Consider the following 18,473-nt stretch of genomic DNA (forward strand, 5'->3'; position numbering starts at 1 on the left):
CACTTTGGACTTGCTCTTCTAACTTTACTAGTGAGGTGGTAAAATGGCTCAGCGCAAAAGACTTGGAGATTTATTAAAGGAAGCAGGGCTTATTTCGGAAAATCAAATAAATGAGACAATTACTACGAAAAGAGAAGAGCAAAAATTAGGGGATGCTCTGCTAGAAAAAGGATATATTACAGAGCAACAATTAATTGAAGTTCTAGAATTTCAATTAGGTATTCCTCATATATCTATATATCAGTATCCAATAGATCCTAGTATTATTAATATAGTACCAAAAGAATTTGCACAACGTAATACTTTAATGCCATTAAATAAAGAAGATGATCATTTAATTGTTGCCATGAATGATCCAATGGATTACTATGCTATTGATGATTTAAAGATATCAACTGGCTTTCAAATATCACCAGTTATTGCAACGAAAGATGAAATTTTGCAAACAATTAACAAACAATATAATTTGAAGGATGAAAATTTAGAAGATGATATAACTGATGATCCGAACGATGCACCAGCTATTCGTTTGATTAATCAAATACTACAAGCAGGAGTACAATTAAAAGCTAGTGATATACATATTGATCCACAGGAAACAAAAGTGATTATACGCTATCGTATTGACGGAGTTCTTCGAACAGAGAGGACTTTGCCTAAATCCTTTCAGAATTCTATCATAGCTAGAGTGAAAATAATGGCAAATTTGAATATTACGGAAGCAAGATTGCCTCAAGATGGTCGTACCAAAACTACTTTTGATAGAAAACCAATTGATTTACGTATTTCTACTCTTCCTACAGTTTATGGTGAAAAAATTGTTATTCGAATATTGGATTTAGGAAGTGCACTTACGAAAATATCTGAGTTAGGCTTTAATAAAATAAATGATAAAAGTTATCAAGATTTACTGAATCAATCTTCTGGTCTGATTTTAATAACAGGTCCGACGGGTTCTGGTAAATCTTCAACATTATATGCATCTTTAAATTATTTGAATACAGATGATGTGAATATTATCACTATTGAAGATCCGGTGGAATATCAAATTGAAGGTATTAATCAAATGCAGGTTAACAACGGAGTAGGATTAACATTCTCAAAAGGGCTTAGATCTATTCTTCGACAAGATCCAAATATAGTAATGGTTGGAGAGATTAGAGATTCTGAAACAGCTGAAATTGCAATTAGAGCTTCGTTGACAGGACATTTAGTATTCAGTACATTGCATACGAATAGTGCAATTGCAACCATTCCTAGACTATTTGACATGGAGGTTGAACCATATTTGGTGGTATCTTCCCTTTCTGGAATTGTTGCTCAAAGATTAGTAAGGAAAATTTGTAGAGACTGTAAAACTGAATATACCCCTACTGATATGGAACATCAACATTTTAATAAGCGTGGTTTAAAAGTAGACAAGATATATAAAGGAAAAGGCTGCAACAGTTGTCAAGGAACGGGATATAAAGGTCGGATGGCAATTCAAGAAATATTGGTAATTGATGATACGATCAGAACAATGATGATGAATTACAACTCCATTAATGATATTCAAAGTTACGCATGGAAAAATGGTATGATTTTTCTAGTTGATGATGGTCTCTTGAAGGTGAAGCAAGGGCATACATCAATTGAAGAAGTATTAAGAGTTGCCCAAAGTAGTTAGGAGGTCAAGAAGATTATGAAAGAACGTTTCGATATGTTATTACAACACGCGTTTGAGTTAGAAGCTTCTGATGTTCATTTAACTGTAGGGATGCCTCCTGTTCTTAGAGTACATGGAGATTTAAAGCAATATGGAAAAGAGAACCTAACCCCTGCAATTACAAAAGGAATGGCAGAAGCTATATTATCAGATTCGTTATTTGAAAAATTTGAGAAGAATGGTGAGATTGATTTTTCATATGGTATTTCAGGTGTTTCACGATTTAGAATTAACGCGTATCACCAACGTAACTGCATATCTTTAGCAGTAAGGGTGGTTCCAACTAGTATTCCTACAATAGATGAGTTACAAATGCCAGAGGTAGTTAAAAACATTTCAAAAAAACCCCAAGGATTGGTGCTAGTAACTGGTCCAACAGGTAGTGGAAAATCAACCACATTAGCTTCAATGATTGACTACATGAATCAAACAGAGCGTAAACACATTATCACCCTCGAGGATCCTATTGAGTATTTACATTCGCACAGATACTGTATTATCGATCAACGGGAGATTGGATTAGATACAAAGAACTTTTCGAATGGTTTAAGAGCCTGTCTTCGACAAGATCCAGATGTCATTTTGGTAGGTGAAATGCGAGACTTAGAGACCATATCTACTGCCATAACTGCAGCTGAAACTGGTCACTTAGTTTTAGGTACTTTACATACAACGGATGCAGCAGCGACTATTGATAGAATTATAGACGTTTTTCCTCCTAATCAACAGCCTCAAGTTCGAATCCAACTTGCTAGTGTTTTACAGGCTATTATCTCGCAACGATTATTTCAAAAATCTGATAGAAAGGGAAGGAGAGCAGCTACAGAAATACTAATAAATAATTCTGCAATTAAAAATTTAATTCGAAATGAGAAAATACACCAGGTACCTAATATAATGCAAACCTCTAAGGCACAAGGAATGCACACATTAGAAATGTCTGTTAGAAATCTTCTAGAAGCAGAAGTTATAACAGAAGAATTTGCTGCTCCTTACATAGAAAAGAGGAATTTGTAGCATGGCTTATTACCGTTACAAGGCAAGAAACAAGAAGGGGCTGCACAAGGAAGGAAAGTTAAAGGCTGAATCAAAACGTGACGCTATAGAGCAACTTAAAGTGGACGGTTTATCAGTTATTTCTATTAAAGAATTAAATAGCATCCTTTATAAAGAAATTCAAATAGGTAATGCAGTAAAGTCAAAAGACTTTGTAATCTATTTGAGGCAGTTTTCTACACTTATTGAGTCAGGAGTCTCAATAGTTCAATCCACATCTATCTTAGCTCAACAATCAACCAATAAAGCATTAAAAAGTGCATTAAATGATATTTTTAAAAGATTAGAGAGTGGGCAGCCATTTTCTGATTCAGCTGAGCAACATTCTAAAATATTCCCTCCATTATTTATTAATATGGTTCGTGCAGGTGAAGCAGGAGGAAATATTGATGAAGTTCTAGACCAAATGGCTGAATATTATGAGAAACAAAACGAGACTCGTCAAAAAGTGATTTCAGCATTAACTTATCCATGTATAGTTTTATTTATAGCAGTAGGAATTATCATTTTTCTATTGAGTTCTGTGGTACCTCAATTCAAACAAATGTTTGAATCAATGGGAGGGGAATTACCTGTTATAACAAAATTTATCTTTACATTAGGGCAATTAACTCAATCTGTATGGTGGCTTTTGATATTAATTCCTTTGATTCTAATATTAACTTTGAATTATATTAAACAAGTTGACACTATTGCATACCGAATGGATTTTTTGAAGTTAAAGATACCAATTTTTGGATCTTTAATTCAAAAGGCTGCATTAGTTAGAATGACGAGAACATTAAGCTCGTTATTTCATAGTTCAGTTCCAATTTTAGATTCTGTACGTATTACTGAACGTGTAGTAGAAAATAAAATTATTGAGAAAGTTCTAATTCAGTCTAGGAGTGAATTAGAAAAAGGGGAGTCAATGGCAAAACCTTTTGAAAGTCATTGGATTTTCCCGCCTCTTGTTACACAGATGATAGCTTTAGGAGAACAAACTGGTTCACTAGATAAGATGTTAAAAAAAATTGCTGATTTCTATGAACAAGAATTAGATCATACAACAGATCGATTAAAAACACTTCTTGAACCGGTGATGATAACATTTCTAGCTGTCATCGTAGGTACAATAGTAGCATCGATAGCTATTCCTATGTTTTCAATCTTTGAGCAGATTCAATAAATGAGCCTAAAATACTACAATAAATGAAGTCGAATTAATGAAGAATTTGTAAAATGATATATATTATGGTTGGTATATACGATAAAATGAAATATAATGGTGTTGGGTCATGAGCAATAAGTTTCATAGTGGTTGTAATTTACAACTATTGAATAATCCTAATGACCTTGTACCGATATAATTAAAAAGGGGAGAAAATTAGATGTTTAATAACTTTAGGAAAAGATTATCTAATGAAAAAGGTTTTACACTCGTAGAACTATTAGCTGTTATTGTTATTTTAGGTATAATCGCTGCGATTGCTGTACCTGCTATTGGTAATATAATCGGAGATACCAAAAAAGAAGCACATGTCTCTAATGCTCAAAGTATGATTGAAGCAGCTCGTTTAGCTCATACAACTGATGATCCTGATCTTAGCTCACCATATACACTTAGTGAATTGGTTGAACAAGGTTACTTAGATAGTATGCCAGGACATCCTGATAGTGGAAGCTATGATGGAGAAACGAGCACAGTTACGGTTACCGAGAATACTTCTAGTGGTGGTATAACATATTCAGTTTCTCTTAATGATGGAGAAGGTGAGGTTGCTTCTGGTGAAAAGGGTGAGGTAAGCGCTCAATAATACTATAAATCAGGAGATACAAAATGATACAAATAATACCAATTCATCTGTTTATTTTAGGTTTAATACTTGGCTCCTTTTATAATGTGATTGGCCTTCGGGTTCCTAAATCCGAAGGCTTCTTTACTTCTAGATCAAGTTGCCCTTATTGTGGAAAAAGTTTAAAATGGTTTGAATTAATCCCTGTTGTATCTTTCTTTTTGCAGAGAGGTGAATGCAGGTCTTGTAATAAATCAATATCTATATTATATCCTTTTGTTGAAGTGTGTACGTCTTTCTTATTTGTTAGTAGTTTATATGTGTTCGGATGGTCAATTGAATTGATTGTTTCTCTTCTCTTTATTTCTTTAAGTATGATTATATTTGTATCAGACATAAAGTATATGGTGATTCCAGATAGTGTACTACTCTTTTTTCTTCCTTTCTTCTTAGTACTCCGTATTTTCAACCCTCTCCAACCCTGGTATGACTCGATTTTAGGAGCTATCGTAGGTGTAGTATTACTTGCTATCATAATTATTATTAGTAAAGGTGGAATGGGTGCTGGGGATATGAAATTTTTTGGATTAATCGGTATTGTATTAGGAGTTAAAAAAACATTATTATCTTTTTTTCTCTCTACTCTTACAGGAGCCGTTGTAAGTGGTATATTATTAGGTGTAGGAATAATTGAGAGGAATAACCCAATTCCCTTTGGACCATATATTATTGTAGGAGCTATTATGGCTCATTTTTTTGGTGATGAGATAATTCATTGGTATATAAGTATTGTTATTAGGTGAGGGATAAGATGCGCTTTTCATTAAAACCTGGTAAACATCGAGTGAATTTAGTTATTAAAGACCATGTGATTCGATTTAGTTATACAAATAGTCCAGCAGAGTTAGATGACTTGGATTATTTTGGGGTTCAGACACTCCCAAAAGGTGTAATAAAAGAGGGGAAAATACTAGATTCTCAAACGTTAATGTCTATTATTGAACAATTAGTAGACACCTATAATTGGAAAAAAGACAAATTATATTTTTGTCTTCCTGATGCTTCTGTTGTTATAAGAACCTATCAGATTCCTGTTGATATAGAAAAAGATGAGATTAAGGGTTACTTATATATGAAGTTAGGGGATGATCTTCATCTCCCTTTCGACGACCCTATTTTTGACTATCAATTTTTACATAAAGATGAAAACATGAATCATATCTTATTATTTGCATATCCAGAGCAACAAATTCGAATTTATGAATCTATTTTTGAAGAAACAAAATTAAGAGCAAAAGTAGCTGATCTATCTTCATTGTCTATCTACCGTTTATATAATCAAAGTAATCCAAATAAGGAAGATGAACACCTTTTATCATTGCAATGGAATGTAGACGGATGCGTCTTGACAGTTTTTCGAAAAGGTAGGCCAGAATTTATTCGACATATGAAGAACCCTCTAGATATAGAATCATTTAAAAAAGCTACTGTTGATTCATTCAGATTCGAATGGTATGGACCACAGGAAGATTTAAATGCTTATATCCAAGATCAGTTGATGGAAGTTCAACGCGTTATGGACTTTTATCGGTATTCTGTCATGAAGGGGGATGCAGGAATAACAAAGATATTACTGAGTGGTGATTTTTCAGAACTTACTTATGTATATTCAGAGTGTACAGAAAGGTTCTCCATCCCCATTGAGCTTTTAAGGTTGCATGATATTCATACTAAAAGTGGGGAGCGACTCCCAGATCAATTTGCAGAAGTAGCAGGGCTCTCACTCAAAGAGTAAAAAGCTCCTTCAATTTATATGAGGAGAATTAAACTATGGTAGAGATAAATCTTTTAGAAGAAAAAGAAAAAAGGAATATCGTTCCCTACCTTCTCGCTATACTTAGTTTATTATTATTAATTGGAGTATTAAGTCAAGTATATTTTAAGCAACAACACCTTTTAGAGAAAAAAACAATATCTGAGAATAAAATTACAAATCTCAAAGAACAACAACAAACATTGCAGCAAACCAACAAAAATAATATTCAAGTTGCAAGAGAAGAGTTGACTAAAAAAGCCTCTCAACTAGAAAATCAACTATTTCCCTCTGTAGATTTGTTAAAAAGACTAATTACTTTATTACCAAAAGAAGGCTATTTTGTTACATATTCATATATAGGTGATGGTACTGTAAATGTAAAGATTCAATTTGAAAGTATGCAACAAATTGCAAACTATACAAATGCATTAGAAGAAGAGAGTTATATAGAAGGTTTGCTTATAAATATGAATGCTGAAGAAGTTACAGCAAGCCAAAATAATACTAATATTTTACCTCGTTATTTTGCGACTTTTGAGTTTCTAGTTATTGAAGATAAGTGGGAGAAGGAGTTTGGTGAGAGTGAAATTTGAATGGAAGAGACAGCATATCATTATACTAACACTTCTTTTATTATTAACTATCGTCTCCTATACATTCACTCATAGACATTTTATAAACCCCATTGAGGAAGAAGTTAAACAAGTGAAAGATTCATTAGAATCTGAAAAGAAAATCCTAACAGCATTAAGAGATAAAAAAGTGAAGGGAAATTCATTTAATACCTCCCAAGACACCCAAAGTAAATTACCAGTTCTTCCTGTGATAGATCAATTTTTTATGGCATTAGAAAGAGCTGAGAATATATCCAATAGCGTAGTTATGGGTTTTACGCAACAAGGTACGAGTGAATTCGACTTATCATCCAATGAGGATAGTGATATGACTGATGACGAAAATGATTCTGATGATATAGTTAAAGAAAATGACTCAGAAGTAGTAAAGAGTAAAGACACTCCTTCGGTTGATGAAGCTATACAAGTAAATCAAATGGCTTTTCAAATTAATGTTCAATCTCCCCAATTCGGTGATTTGTTAACTTTTTTAGAGGAACTAAAAAATATACCGCGCATTATAGATGTAAATACCATTGAATTTGAGGATGAAATGACCTCCGATGAAGAAACAGATATGCTAAAATACACTATAGTTGTTTCTACCTTTTATGATGAAGGTAATTCAATTCTAAAAGATGAAATACCACAGTATCATTATGAGCCTTCTGCAGATAAAAAAAACCCTTTATTACCAGATTAAACTGAATATAGCATTAAATAATTTAAATAAACTCTACTCTTATTAAATAAGAGTAGAGTTTATTTACGTAAATGTATGTATGGATTTTATGCCATTCCTTGCCGAAAAGAGAAGAATGGTAGATGACAAAACTCGTCTTTCTTTTCTCGGAGGTTGTGATAGGGTTAAACAAACCTAGTGAGAAAAGAGGGAAAGGCGTGGACAAATCCAAAAAGATATCCATTCGCATCAATGGTGAACATACGTACCTCGATCGCGATGAGTTAGATAAGGACGAGCAAGTTCACGAGGAAATACAAGTTGCCCATGATGAACAGGCTTCTGCCATTGAAGATTGGATGGAGGAACAAGAGAAGAAAAAGCAGAAACAAGAAAAAAAGCAGAATCGTAAACCTTTATCTGGGATGAATTTATCAGTACTAGAGAGGGCATATCCCTTAAAGCGTAAAAAACTTTCATTTCCTAGTACGTGGAAGCATTTGGTTATGGCTGGTTTGTCAGCTGTTTTTGTTGGAATCATTTTAGGCTTTGTTATGTTGCGGTTATTCTCTGGCTTAGAGGCACAACAAACACCAAATAGTGAGGCTACTCCAGCTTCGACATCAGTAACAGGTAACCAAGCTACAACAAATTCAAAGCCAGCTGCGAGCGTTCAAAAGCAAATGTATTCTCTTCCAACCATGAAGGCGTTTGTGGTACAGGCGGGGATTTTCTCAACGAAGGATAAAGCAACTGCTTGGCAAAGCGATTTAGCTGGTAAGGGAATTACAAGTTATATATGGGAGCGCGAAAACCAGTTTTATTTATTTGCGGGTGTAGCACCTTCTAAACAAGAAGGGGAAAAAATCGCTACATATTTAAAAGCGCAAGGATTTGATACGTTTGTCAAAGATTGGAGTGTGACCGGTCAGGAAGTGAAGGTGGCTCAAAGTGAAGGGCAGTGGATTGAAAAAGGTATGAAACATTGGTCTACCTTTTTAGCTCCGGTTGCTTCACAAATTGATAGCGGCAAGGGCGACACAGGCAATATAGTTACACAAATTACAGATTGGAAAAAATCAATACCTGGGGAAGCGACGGAAAAAACAGCGGTGTTATCTAATAGCATGGATCAGTTGCATACATCTAGCCAGCGTTTTCAGTCATCCAAAAGCACCTCATCATTGTGGGAAATGCAACGAGATTTACTAAAAATATGGTTTAGTTATGAACAGTTTATGAAGAACGCTTCCTCATAGAAAAAAGAAAGAAGGACAAGTTATCCAATAGCTTGTCTTTCTGTTTTTGACCGTTTTATGAAGGTGGTTTTATGATAACGCTTTAACAATAATGCAGTTTTAAAATAATGTAAATTATGTAATTTTTCCTTATAAGGCTTTGCAGTTGGAAACAATTGAGCGTTATGATGTATATACCCTGTTTCCCTACACAACTTAGTTAATAAAGGATGGTTAGTATGACACAATTAATTTTAGCTTCTTCTTCTCCTAGAAGAAGAGACTTACTAGAGCAAGTGAACATTTCTTATGAAACGCGCAAGCAACATGTAGATGAATCGAAGATGACGTGTCGCAGTCCACGTGCTTATGTTCAAGCGTTAGCCGAGTTGAAAGCTCGTTCAGTCCCATTTTCGGTTGATAACGAAGTGATTATAAGTGCGGATACAGTTGTCAGTTTTGAAGAACAAGTTTTAGGTAAGCCTAAATCGCGCAAGGAAGCCTTTGACATGTTGTCCATGCTAAGTGGTAATATTCACAAGGTTTATACAGGCGTAACGATTCGCTCTGCAGAGCAAGAGACCAGTTTTGTTGAAAAAACAACAGTAGAATTCTGGCCATTAACAAAGGATGAAATTAACGAGTATTTAGATTCCGAAGAGCCATATGATAAAGCTGGAGCATACGGTATTCAATCTAGTGGTGCTATCTTCGTAAAAGAAATAAAAGGTGACTATTACAATGTTGTAGGTCTACCACTATCTCGTGTAGTCCGTTCTCTACGTTCATACGGTATTTTTCCAAACCTTTCTCAACCAGAACATAAGGTAACAGGGAATTAAGCGCCAAGGAGGCGATGGTTTGTCTGAAACCTCTGTACTAATTAAACATGTCCCCCGGGAGGATCGCCCACGTGAAAGGATGATCCAACTGGGGGCTAAGCATCTATCAAATCAAGAGTTGCTAGCCATTTTATTAGGCAGTGGGATGAAAAATGAGTCTGTTATTTCTTTATCACAACGTGTATTGATTCACTTTGAAGGCTTAATGCTATTACGAGATGCAACAATTGAGGAACTAACAGCCATACGAGGTATCGGAACTGCTAAGGCTGTGGTGATTTTAGCTGCATTAGAATTAGCAAAGCGCCTCCATAACCATAAGCCTAATGAACGATACATTATTAAGAGTCCAGAAGATGGTGCAGACTTCGTTATGGAAGAAATGCGTGATCTTCACCAGGAACATTTCGTATGTATTTTCCTCAATACAAAAAATCAAGTCATACACCGCCAAACGATTTTCATCGGTAGTTTAAACGCCTCGATTGTCCATCCCAGAGAAGTATTCAAAGAAGCGGTCAAACGCTCCGCAGCCTCCATCATTTGTGCTCACAACCACCCCTCAGGTGATCCCACCCCATCTCAAGAAGATATCCATGTAACCAGAAGATTAACTGAATGTGGCAAGATGTTAGGCATTGAGGTGCTTGACCATATAGTTATTGGTGATCGGAAGTTTGTTTCTCTGAAAGAAAAAGGGTATTTGTAATTTATAAATTTCTTGCATGGTTTTAGCTCTCACTTACAATAAGTGAGGGCTTTTTATGTAATGTTCACATAAATAAACTCTCTTTACCAACATAGACAATGAAAAAGAAAAATGATAGGTTGTTTGGTAAATGAATGGAAAATCAAAGAATCATACTATCTATCATTGAAGTAAGGAGGATAAAAAAGATGAAAAGACTAATAATAGGAGTCATCCTCTTTACACTTGTTGCATGTCATAGTGTTAATAACGAAAAGTTGAAAATTAATAATTTAGATAAAGTAAATACAGCAAAAAATGATACTGTAACCATGTATGAAGCTTCCTCAATGAAAGAAGCACTGATTGCGATTCCATTTGAATTACACCTTCCTAAGGAAATTCCGAAACGATTTGGTACGTTTGATGAATTCACAATAATTGATTTTAAAGATAAAAATGATCAAAAGGACATTGGTATAAGAATAGGAGCTAAGGATATAAGGGAAGGAGCTGCGCCAGATTATAATTTGATAATATTTGCTCGGGATTTTGAGGCTTCTTTTGTGGATAGGTTTAAAGATAATAGTGAGCTTCATGAATTAGGTGATAACCAAAGTGTATATGTGCATTTTCCATCTATTGTAGATGCTAATTTTGCAAATCTATTCTGGAGAGATAATGGGATCTTATTTGAAATAAAATATGATTATGAAAAAGGCAAGGATAAAAGAAAAGTAAGAGAAACTTTGTTACATTTAGCGGAGCAAATGCAGTAATCAAATACTAAAAATGAATGAGAACGCAATAGTATAAAAACTTTAGTTATTGATTGTATATCTCAAGATAGAATTCGCCACCTTCTAACAAGGTAGTATGTCATTTGAGTTTATAAAAAAGGAGGTCGTTAAGATAACTTATAAACCAATGTATGTCCTTTTATTATGTGTACTTGGAGTATGTTTAGTGTTTGCTGCTTATAACGTATTTAAGGAAGAGAAGACAGGGAAAAACCAAATAAGTCTTAGCTCCGAAGATGAAGAGGTCAACCATGGTGAAAGGGAAGTAAAACAAATTCATGCTCAAGTCAAAGGATATAGTTTTGAGGAATCTGTAAGTAATGCAGATGTAATTGCTAAAGTAACGATTGAAGCAGTTGCAGGAGAGGTTGGGGGAAATCTGCCAAAAACAAAATTTGATTCTACTTTGCTAGATATATATAAAGATGAAAATTCACTTAATGAAACAGATTTCATTAAAATCTTACAAGCTGGTACGGATGAAGTGGTTGTTAATAATATTGAACCTTTCCAAAAGGGAGATAAATTAATTTTATTCTTAAGTGAAACTAGGAACAAAGATAATACTTACTGGATCCTAGGAGAATATTCAAATTACTATGAAGTTAAAGGAGAAGAGATTGTAAAAAAGAATTTCGTCTCAGAGAGTTTAAAAGATATATCTACACAAGTGAAAAAGAAAGATATTTCATTACCAGGACTTAATAAAGAAGTTGAAAAGGTACAGCAACATTTCGAGAAGGATGTATTTGTTAATAAGCTAAAAAACGAAATCAATAATCAACAATGAAAATTAGGCTCTTCTTTTTGTTAATAAAGTAGAAGTTCATGAACTATATTAATCTGCTACCAAGTTGCTTTTGATTTTATATTATAGAAAGGGCCTTTTAATATAAAATTTCCTCTACCAAAATCTAACCACAAGCTTCTTCCAACCCAAATTTTTGAAAAGTTCCATTAAAAATACCTCTCCATAACACTATCTATTTTATCTATTTTTTCGTATAATTGAATTGACAAAATAGCTATGTAAGCGCCATTCGTTAAGATATTTTCTACGTTTGGCGCTTCTTAACGTGATTTTTGTAAAAAAATGTTGGGTAATACATACATTCGGGAACAAGAAAGATAGTTATCTTAACATTTCATTGAATAGTATAGAATAGGTTGTTTGTACAAAAGAAAGGAAGATGAACGTGGTTGGATTTGGATTTTCCCAAGACCTTGGAATCGATTTAGGTACTGCAAATACATTAGTTTTTTTGAAAGGTAAGGGTGTCGTTGTACGCGAACCATCCGTTGTTGCCAAAAATAAAAATACAGGAACAATAGAAGCTGTCGGAAATTCAGCAAAGAATATGGTAGGTAGAACACCGTCAAACATTTCCGTCATTCGCCCAATGAAGGACGGCGTAATTGCAGATTATGACACGACTGCAGCAATGATGAAGTATTACATTAAGAAAGCGCAAAAAACACGATCATCATTTGCTAGAAAACCAAATGTTATGGTGTGTGTTCCTTCAGGTATTACGATGGTAGAAGAACGCGCCGTGATCGACGCCACAAAACAAGCTGGGGCGCGGGATGCTTTCCCGATTGCAGAACCATTTGCTGCTGCCATAGGTGCAGGATTGCCAGTGTGGGAGCCTACTGGTAGTATGGTAGTAGATATTGGCGGAGGTACGACGGAGGTAGCGATTATTTCTCTCGGTGGAATTGTAACTAGCCAATCAATACGTGTAGCCGGTGATGAGATGGATGAATCGATTACACAGTATATACGTAAACAATATAACCTGATGATTGGGGAGCGCTCTGCTGAAACGCTTAAGATGGAAATTGGTACAGCAGGTAAGCCTGAAGAAAATGACGAATTAGATATCCGTGGTCGTGATTTAGTTACAGGACTACCAAAAACCATTACGATTACGGCAGAAGAGATTTCTCGCTCCTTACAAGATACGGTTGATCAAATCGTCGATGCTGTTAAAGTAACGTTAGAAAAAACACCTCCAGAGCTTGCAGCAGATATTATGGATAGAGGGATTGTCTTAACAGGTGGCGGCGCCCTGCTTAAGAAACTAGATGATGTAATCAGTCATGAAACCCAAATGCCAGTATTTGTAGCAGAGGAGCCATTAGATTGTGTTGCGATTGGGACAGGTAAATCACTAGAGTACATCCATCACTTTAGATCGCAACCAAATGTAGCTACAAGAACTAACATGGAGTAAGTAGGTGTAACTATGCCATCGTTTTTCAGGAACAAGCGTTTAATCCTAATTCTTATTAGCATCATTCTTTTGGTGGCATTAATCGGCTTTACGATGAGAGATCGTGATAACTTAACATGGCCAGAAGAGTTTTTACAGGATACGATTGGTGGGGTGCAGACGGTTTTTCATACCCCTGTCCAATTCGTTACTGGAATGTATGATAATATAAAAGATATACGACAAACATATGAACAAAATCAAATGTTAAAAGCTAGAGTATCTGAATTTAAGGATTTACTCATTGATGTGAAGGAATTAAAGAAGGATAACGAAGAATTACGTAAGCTGCTTGATAAACAAGAGAATATGAGTGACTATGAAGAAATCCCTGCCACAGTCATAGCCCGAAGCCCAGAGCCTCGTTGGTTTAAGCAATTAACAATAAATAAAGGGAAACGACACGGCGTGAAAGCCAATATGGCTGTGATTACCGGTGATGGATTAGTAGGAAAAATACAATCCACATCTGCTGTTACCTCTAAGGTTCAGTTATTAAGCGGGTTTGACCGTTCTAATGTCATCCATGGGGTCATTTTAGGCGGAGAAGATGGAAAAGATCAATATGGTCTAATCGAAGCACCCGATGATAAACAGAAGGACTCCTTACTTTTAAAGAAGATACCTTATGAAGCAAAAATAGAAAAAGGTCAGACGGTTGTTAGCTCAGGTATGGGAGGCGTATTCCCTAAAGGCTTGTTGATAGGGAAGATTGAAAAAGTCGTTATTGATGAATACGGATTGACTCAGACAGCTTACGTTGAACCAGCAGCAGATTTATATGATATTAATCATGTGTCTGTTGTAGATCGTGCAAGTTATTCGCCATCATTAGACGAGCCACCATCAACAGAAGAGGAGGAAGATAGTGAATGAAGCGTTTACTCCTTCCTCTTACCCTATTGCTTTTTCTCGTATTAGAAGGCACTGCTATGGACTTTCTACCTAAAGAATGGCTGCTTGCAAATTACTATATCATTCCTCACTGGGTACTCGTTGTGTTAACCTACATAGCGATATTTTATGATTTCGATTCCACCTATTATTGTGTGTTATACGGGATTATATTTGGACTTCTAATTGATTTAATCTATACGGATATGCTAGGCGTCTATATGTTTACGTACGGGTTAGTCATTTACATTACCCATGGTTTTAAAAAGATGCTCCATTCTAATGTATTTGTGACTTTACTCTTAACGATTGTAGCGATTGTATTAGCAGATGCAATTATTTATGTATTGTATTCCTTTATTCAAGCTACCGAAATGGTATGGGAAACCTATACACTTATGAGTTTACTACCTACATTAGCTGCAAATGTATTATTCGCAGTGTTATTGTATCCATTATTGCCGGGGAAATTGCAAGAATGGTCAGAGTCACAATTGAAAAGGTCGAATGCTATTTAAAAGCATGCTGGAGTAATGGAATGACACATTCTAAAGGATTGTCTTGTTGAAATCTAAAAATGTACATCCTAGGCCTTTAATTGCGTATTATTTGGTAAGGAAATGTTCCTCGGCTTTGAATATTTCCTTTAAACAGGATTTCACAATGCTTTAGTCGAATATATTGTTTGAGGTGAAGCTTCCGTGAGTAACAAGAAGCAAATTGTAACCATAAAAGGAACAAAAGACGGACTGACGTTGCATGTTGATGATACTTGCTCCTTCGATGAAGTATTAAAAGAATTAGACCATAAATTATTGCGAAACTATGTGGATGATGATCAGCCAATGATTACGGTAAGTATTCAATTAGGAAATCGATATTTGAATGAAGAACAATTAGAGCAACTTCGCGAAGTCGTTCGTGGTCATAATAAACTCGTCATTCATTCGATTGAATCTGATGTCATTACAAAAGAAGATGCAATGGAATGGATGAAAGATAGTGAAATTACATCTATGTTTAAAGTTGTAAGAAGTGGACAAGTAATCGATGTTCGTGGTGATGTCTTACTCGTTGGCGATGTAAACCCAGGTGGTAAGATTGCTGCGACTGGTAATATTTATGTGATGGGTCATCTTAGAGGAATAGCTCATGCCGGAATTAATGGTGATACGAATGCTATTATTGCAGCCTCCTACATGAAGCCCAGTCAATTGCGTATCGCCAATTACATAAGTCGTTCTCCAGACTATGATACCGAAGGCGTTTACATGGAATGTGGATACATCGATCTAAATCAAGAAAAAATTATTATTGATCGCTTGCAACTTCTCAATCAGAAACGACCTGATTTAAGTGGGTTAGAAAGGAGAATGCTGAATGGGTGAATCGATTGTAATAACATCAGGAAAAGGTGGCGTCGGAAAGACGACAACAACAGCAAACGTTGGAACAGCATTAGCCTTAATGGGCAAGAAAGTGTGTTTAGTAGACACGGATATCGGCTTGAGAAATCTTGACGTGGTAATGGGATTAGAGAACCGAATTATCTACGATATTGTCGATGTCATTCAAGAACGTTGCAAGCTTAAGCAAGCGTTAATCAAAGATAAACGATTTGAAGCCTTATCATTACTACCTGCTGCTCAAACCAGTGATAAATCGGATTTAACACCAGAAGGCATGGTAAAGATTGTTCAGGAGTTAAAGCAAGACTTTGACTACATAATCATTGATTGCCCAGCCGGGATTGAGCAAGGTTATAAGAATGCGGTTGCTGGGGCGGATAAAGCGATTGTGGTCACAACCCCTGAGAAATCTTCTGTTAGAGATGCAGACCGTATTATTGGCTTGTTGGAACAAGAAGATATTGAATCCCCGCGCTTAATTGTGAACCGTATTCGTAATCATATGGTAGAACAGGGAGATATGCTAGACGTAGATGAGATTGTGAATATTTTATCTATTGATCTCTTAGGGATTGTTGCAGACGATGATGAAGTGATTAAAGCATCAAACCATGGAGAGCCAATTGCTTTTCAGCCGAATACGAAAGCTTCCTTAGCTTATCGAAATATATCTCGTCGAATTTTGGGCGAATCTGTCCCACTTCTCTCTTTACAAGAAGACAAAGGAATGTTTGCAAAGGTGAAGAAGTTCTTTGGCATTCGTTCTTAATTATGTAAAAGAAAGTTCTGCTGTTTATCAGTAGGACTTTTTTATTTCTCTAACTCTATAACAAATCTAACTAAGACATTATGCAATGAATTTCCATATTGTTATAGGACAATTGAGGTTTTCTAGCTGTCGGAGTGAATAAGGTGCCCTTTGCTTTTCTTTTTGCAAGAAAAGTTTTTGTTTTTGTGGGCGTAGTTTCATATCTTGTCCACTCTTCTCATAGACTTTTACAAAGTATGCAGAAAGAAATGAGGAGAGGCTATGAACAAAGATGCGCGCGATATTCGCAAATCAATTGCTCAACGGAAGAAACAAAGGGAACTAGGAGGAGATCGTAATCGATCAACCTCAGTGCCTATTTCTAACGTACAAGAAGAAGAAAAGCATGGGTATTTACCTTTTTTCTCAGGTGATGAAAAGCAGAGTGCAACCTCGCAGATTTTTTCCGCGTTTGTATTTAAAGCCATCATAGCAGCTATTTTATTTTTTTCCGTTGCTATCGTATATCGAGTCGATAGTCAATTGTTCGAGACACCAAAACAATGGGTGAATCAAGCGATTACACAGGAGTTTCAATTTGCATCAGTAAATAAATGGTATCAAGAAAAATTCGGTGAACCATTTGCTTTTCTCCCTCAAAATCCTCCTGACAATGGGGGTACTCAACCTGCAATGACGGAACAATTCGCTCTACCTGTAAACGGCACTATTAGTGAATCTTTTCAAAAAAATGGTCAAGGAATCGTGATCTCTACTGATGATGCAGCGCAAGTGCACGCTTCGGACGGGGGTACCGTTGAGTTTGTTGGTAAAAAAGCAGACACACAGAATACAGTAATCATTCAACATGCTGATGGATCGAAATCCTACTATGGTTTTTTGGAAAGCATGGATGTCACACAATATGAACAAGTTACTCATGGCCAAGTCATTGGAACAACTTCTTCAACAACCGAGGGACAGGGGCAGTCATTTTATTTTGCTATTCAACAAGGGAATCAATTCGTAGATCCTATAAAGGTGATTCAAGTTGATGAGCAGCCTTAATATATTACGCCACTTCCATGTCCATCCTGTTTTATGGGTTATGGTAGGGATTGGGATTCTTACGGGTTCCTTTTTACAGCTTTTATCAATCTTTTTAATCGTGTTAGCGCATGAATTGGGTCATTATGGGATGGCCCTTTTTTTTAGGTGGCGTATCCGGACCGTTATGCTGTGGCCGTTTGGAGGTGTGATGGAAACGGATGAACATCATACTCGTCCATTCAAGGAAGAAGTGGCTGTCATATTAGCAGGCCCCTTTCAGCATATCTGGATATTTGGAGCTATTGCTATATTGGACACTTTTTCAATCTTATCTAGTGGTTTTATAGAGCTATTATACACGTATAATATTGTAATATTGTTGTTTAATTTGTTACCGATATGGCCATTAGATGGCGGTAAGTTAATGTTCTTACTACTCTCGCACCAGTTTCCTTTTGTGAAAGCCCAAGTTTACTCTCTCTATTGTTCTTTAGTAACAATAGTGCTTGCCTTTGGTCTCAGCTTATTCTTCCTCCCTTTTTCGTTAAGTACGGTTATGTTAGGTTGTTTTCTATTATGGGAAAATCGTCTAGAATGGAAACAACGACAGTATGCCTTTCTGCGTTATTTATTAAGAAGATATGAAGAGAAGCGCCTCCCTGTAAATGCGATTCATTCCATACATGTAACAGAAGACTTACCTATCCATCAAATTTTCAAGCAATTTAAACGGGGGACGCATCATCAAATCTTTGTGAATTTTAAAAATAACACGCGAGCGATTATCGATGAAGGTGAGTGTTTATACTATTACTTCACGTTAAAACAATCTTCCGCATCGGCAAAAGAGCTTGCAGATTGGTGTGCAACATAAAGC

20 protein-coding genes are annotated in these 18,473 nt (G+C 35.7%); all 20 read left to right on the plus strand.

Annotated features, from left to right (window positions below; genetic code table 11):
* Positions 1-43: 43 nt before the first annotated feature.
* On the plus strand, positions 44-1,669 hold the full coding sequence (locus N782_RS04295; RefSeq protein ID WP_036816590.1) for a GspE/PulE family protein: 1,626 nt from the start codon (positions 44-46) through the stop codon (positions 1,667-1,669).
* Positions 1,670-1,684: 15 nt separating this feature from the next.
* Positions 1,685-2,725, plus strand: a complete 1,041-nt coding sequence (locus tag N782_RS04300) for a type IV pilus twitching motility protein PilT (RefSeq protein ID WP_036816593.1) — start codon at positions 1,685-1,687, stop codon at positions 2,723-2,725.
* 1 nt (position 2,726) lies between these two features.
* Complete coding sequence (locus N782_RS04305; protein WP_036816594.1) at positions 2,727-3,932, plus strand: type II secretion system F family protein; 1,206 nt, start codon at positions 2,727-2,729, stop codon at positions 3,930-3,932.
* A 202-nt stretch (positions 3,933-4,134) separates the two neighbouring features.
* Complete coding sequence (locus N782_RS04310; protein ID WP_036816595.1) at positions 4,135-4,560, plus strand: prepilin-type N-terminal cleavage/methylation domain-containing protein; 426 nt, start codon at positions 4,135-4,137, stop codon at positions 4,558-4,560.
* A 23-nt stretch (positions 4,561-4,583) separates the two neighbouring features.
* Positions 4,584-5,342: a prepilin peptidase gene (locus N782_RS04315; RefSeq protein ID WP_036816597.1), complete on the plus strand. Its 759-nt coding sequence runs from the start codon at positions 4,584-4,586 to the stop codon at positions 5,340-5,342.
* An 8-nt stretch (positions 5,343-5,350) separates the two neighbouring features.
* Positions 5,351-6,334, plus strand: a complete 984-nt coding sequence (gene pilM, locus N782_RS04320; RefSeq protein ID WP_036816599.1) for a type IV pilus biogenesis protein PilM — start codon at positions 5,351-5,353, stop codon at positions 6,332-6,334.
* A 35-nt stretch (positions 6,335-6,369) separates the two neighbouring features.
* Positions 6,370-6,948, plus strand: coding sequence for a hypothetical protein (locus N782_RS04325; RefSeq protein WP_036816601.1), 579 nt, complete (start codon positions 6,370-6,372; stop codon positions 6,946-6,948).
* Entirely contained in the window at positions 6,938-7,672 is a 735-nt protein-coding gene (locus N782_RS04330; RefSeq protein WP_036816603.1) for a hypothetical protein, read from the plus strand. The genes N782_RS04325 and N782_RS04330 overlap by 11 nt, the downstream gene beginning before the upstream one ends.
* Before the next feature lie 197 nt (positions 7,673-7,869).
* Positions 7,870-8,910 carry an SPOR domain-containing protein gene (locus N782_RS04335; protein ID WP_161783071.1) on the plus strand — a complete coding sequence of 347 codons (1,041 nt, stop codon included), beginning with the start codon at positions 7,870-7,872 and terminating at the stop codon, positions 8,908-8,910.
* 218 nt (positions 8,911-9,128) lie between these two features.
* Entirely contained in the window at positions 9,129-9,731 is a 603-nt protein-coding gene (locus N782_RS04340; protein WP_036816607.1) for a Maf family protein, read from the plus strand.
* A 19-nt stretch (positions 9,732-9,750) separates the two neighbouring features.
* Positions 9,751-10,440: a RadC family protein gene (radC, locus tag N782_RS04345; RefSeq protein ID WP_036816609.1), complete on the plus strand. Its 690-nt coding sequence runs from the start codon at positions 9,751-9,753 to the stop codon at positions 10,438-10,440.
* 188 nt (positions 10,441-10,628) lie between these two features.
* The gene (locus tag N782_RS04350) at positions 10,629-11,198 is read left to right on the plus strand and encodes a hypothetical protein (protein WP_036816612.1); all 570 of its coding nucleotides are present in this window, start codon (positions 10,629-10,631) and stop codon (positions 11,196-11,198) included.
* Positions 11,199-11,346: 148 nt separating this feature from the next.
* A complete protein-coding gene (locus tag N782_RS04355) occupies positions 11,347-12,009 on the plus strand; it encodes a hypothetical protein (protein ID WP_036816614.1) in 663 nt (220 codons plus the stop codon).
* A 400-nt stretch (positions 12,010-12,409) separates the two neighbouring features.
* Complete coding sequence (locus tag N782_RS04360; RefSeq protein ID WP_036816616.1) at positions 12,410-13,456, plus strand: rod shape-determining protein; 1,047 nt, start codon at positions 12,410-12,412, stop codon at positions 13,454-13,456.
* Positions 13,457-13,468: 12 nt separating this feature from the next.
* Positions 13,469-14,371, plus strand: coding sequence for a rod shape-determining protein MreC (mreC, locus tag N782_RS04365; RefSeq protein WP_036816618.1), 903 nt, complete (start codon positions 13,469-13,471; stop codon positions 14,369-14,371).
* Positions 14,368-14,907, plus strand: a complete 540-nt coding sequence (mreD, locus tag N782_RS04370; RefSeq protein WP_036816619.1) for a rod shape-determining protein MreD — start codon at positions 14,368-14,370, stop codon at positions 14,905-14,907. The genes mreC and mreD overlap by 4 nt, the downstream gene beginning before the upstream one ends.
* 183 nt (positions 14,908-15,090) lie before the next feature.
* Entirely contained in the window at positions 15,091-15,777 is a 687-nt protein-coding gene (gene minC, locus N782_RS04375; protein WP_036816620.1) for a septum site-determining protein MinC, read from the plus strand.
* Positions 15,770-16,567: a septum site-determining protein MinD gene (gene minD / locus N782_RS04380; RefSeq protein ID WP_036816621.1), complete on the plus strand. Its 798-nt coding sequence runs from the start codon at positions 15,770-15,772 to the stop codon at positions 16,565-16,567. Before minC ends, minD begins: the two co-directional genes overlap by 8 nt.
* Positions 16,568-16,828: 261 nt before the next feature.
* On the plus strand, positions 16,829-17,614 hold the full coding sequence (locus N782_RS04385) for a M23 family metallopeptidase (RefSeq protein WP_036816622.1): 786 nt from the start codon (positions 16,829-16,831) through the stop codon (positions 17,612-17,614).
* Positions 17,601-18,470 (plus strand): M50 family metallopeptidase, encoded by an 870-nt coding sequence (locus N782_RS04390; protein ID WP_052111167.1) that lies wholly within the window; start codon positions 17,601-17,603, stop codon positions 18,468-18,470. Before N782_RS04385 ends, N782_RS04390 begins: the two co-directional genes overlap by 14 nt.
* Positions 18,471-18,473 lie beyond the last annotated feature (3 nt).

This window comes from Pontibacillus yanchengensis Y32 (assembly GCF_000770635.1).
Taxonomy (GTDB): Bacteria; Bacillota; Bacilli; order Bacillales; family BH030062; genus Pontibacillus; species Pontibacillus yanchengensis.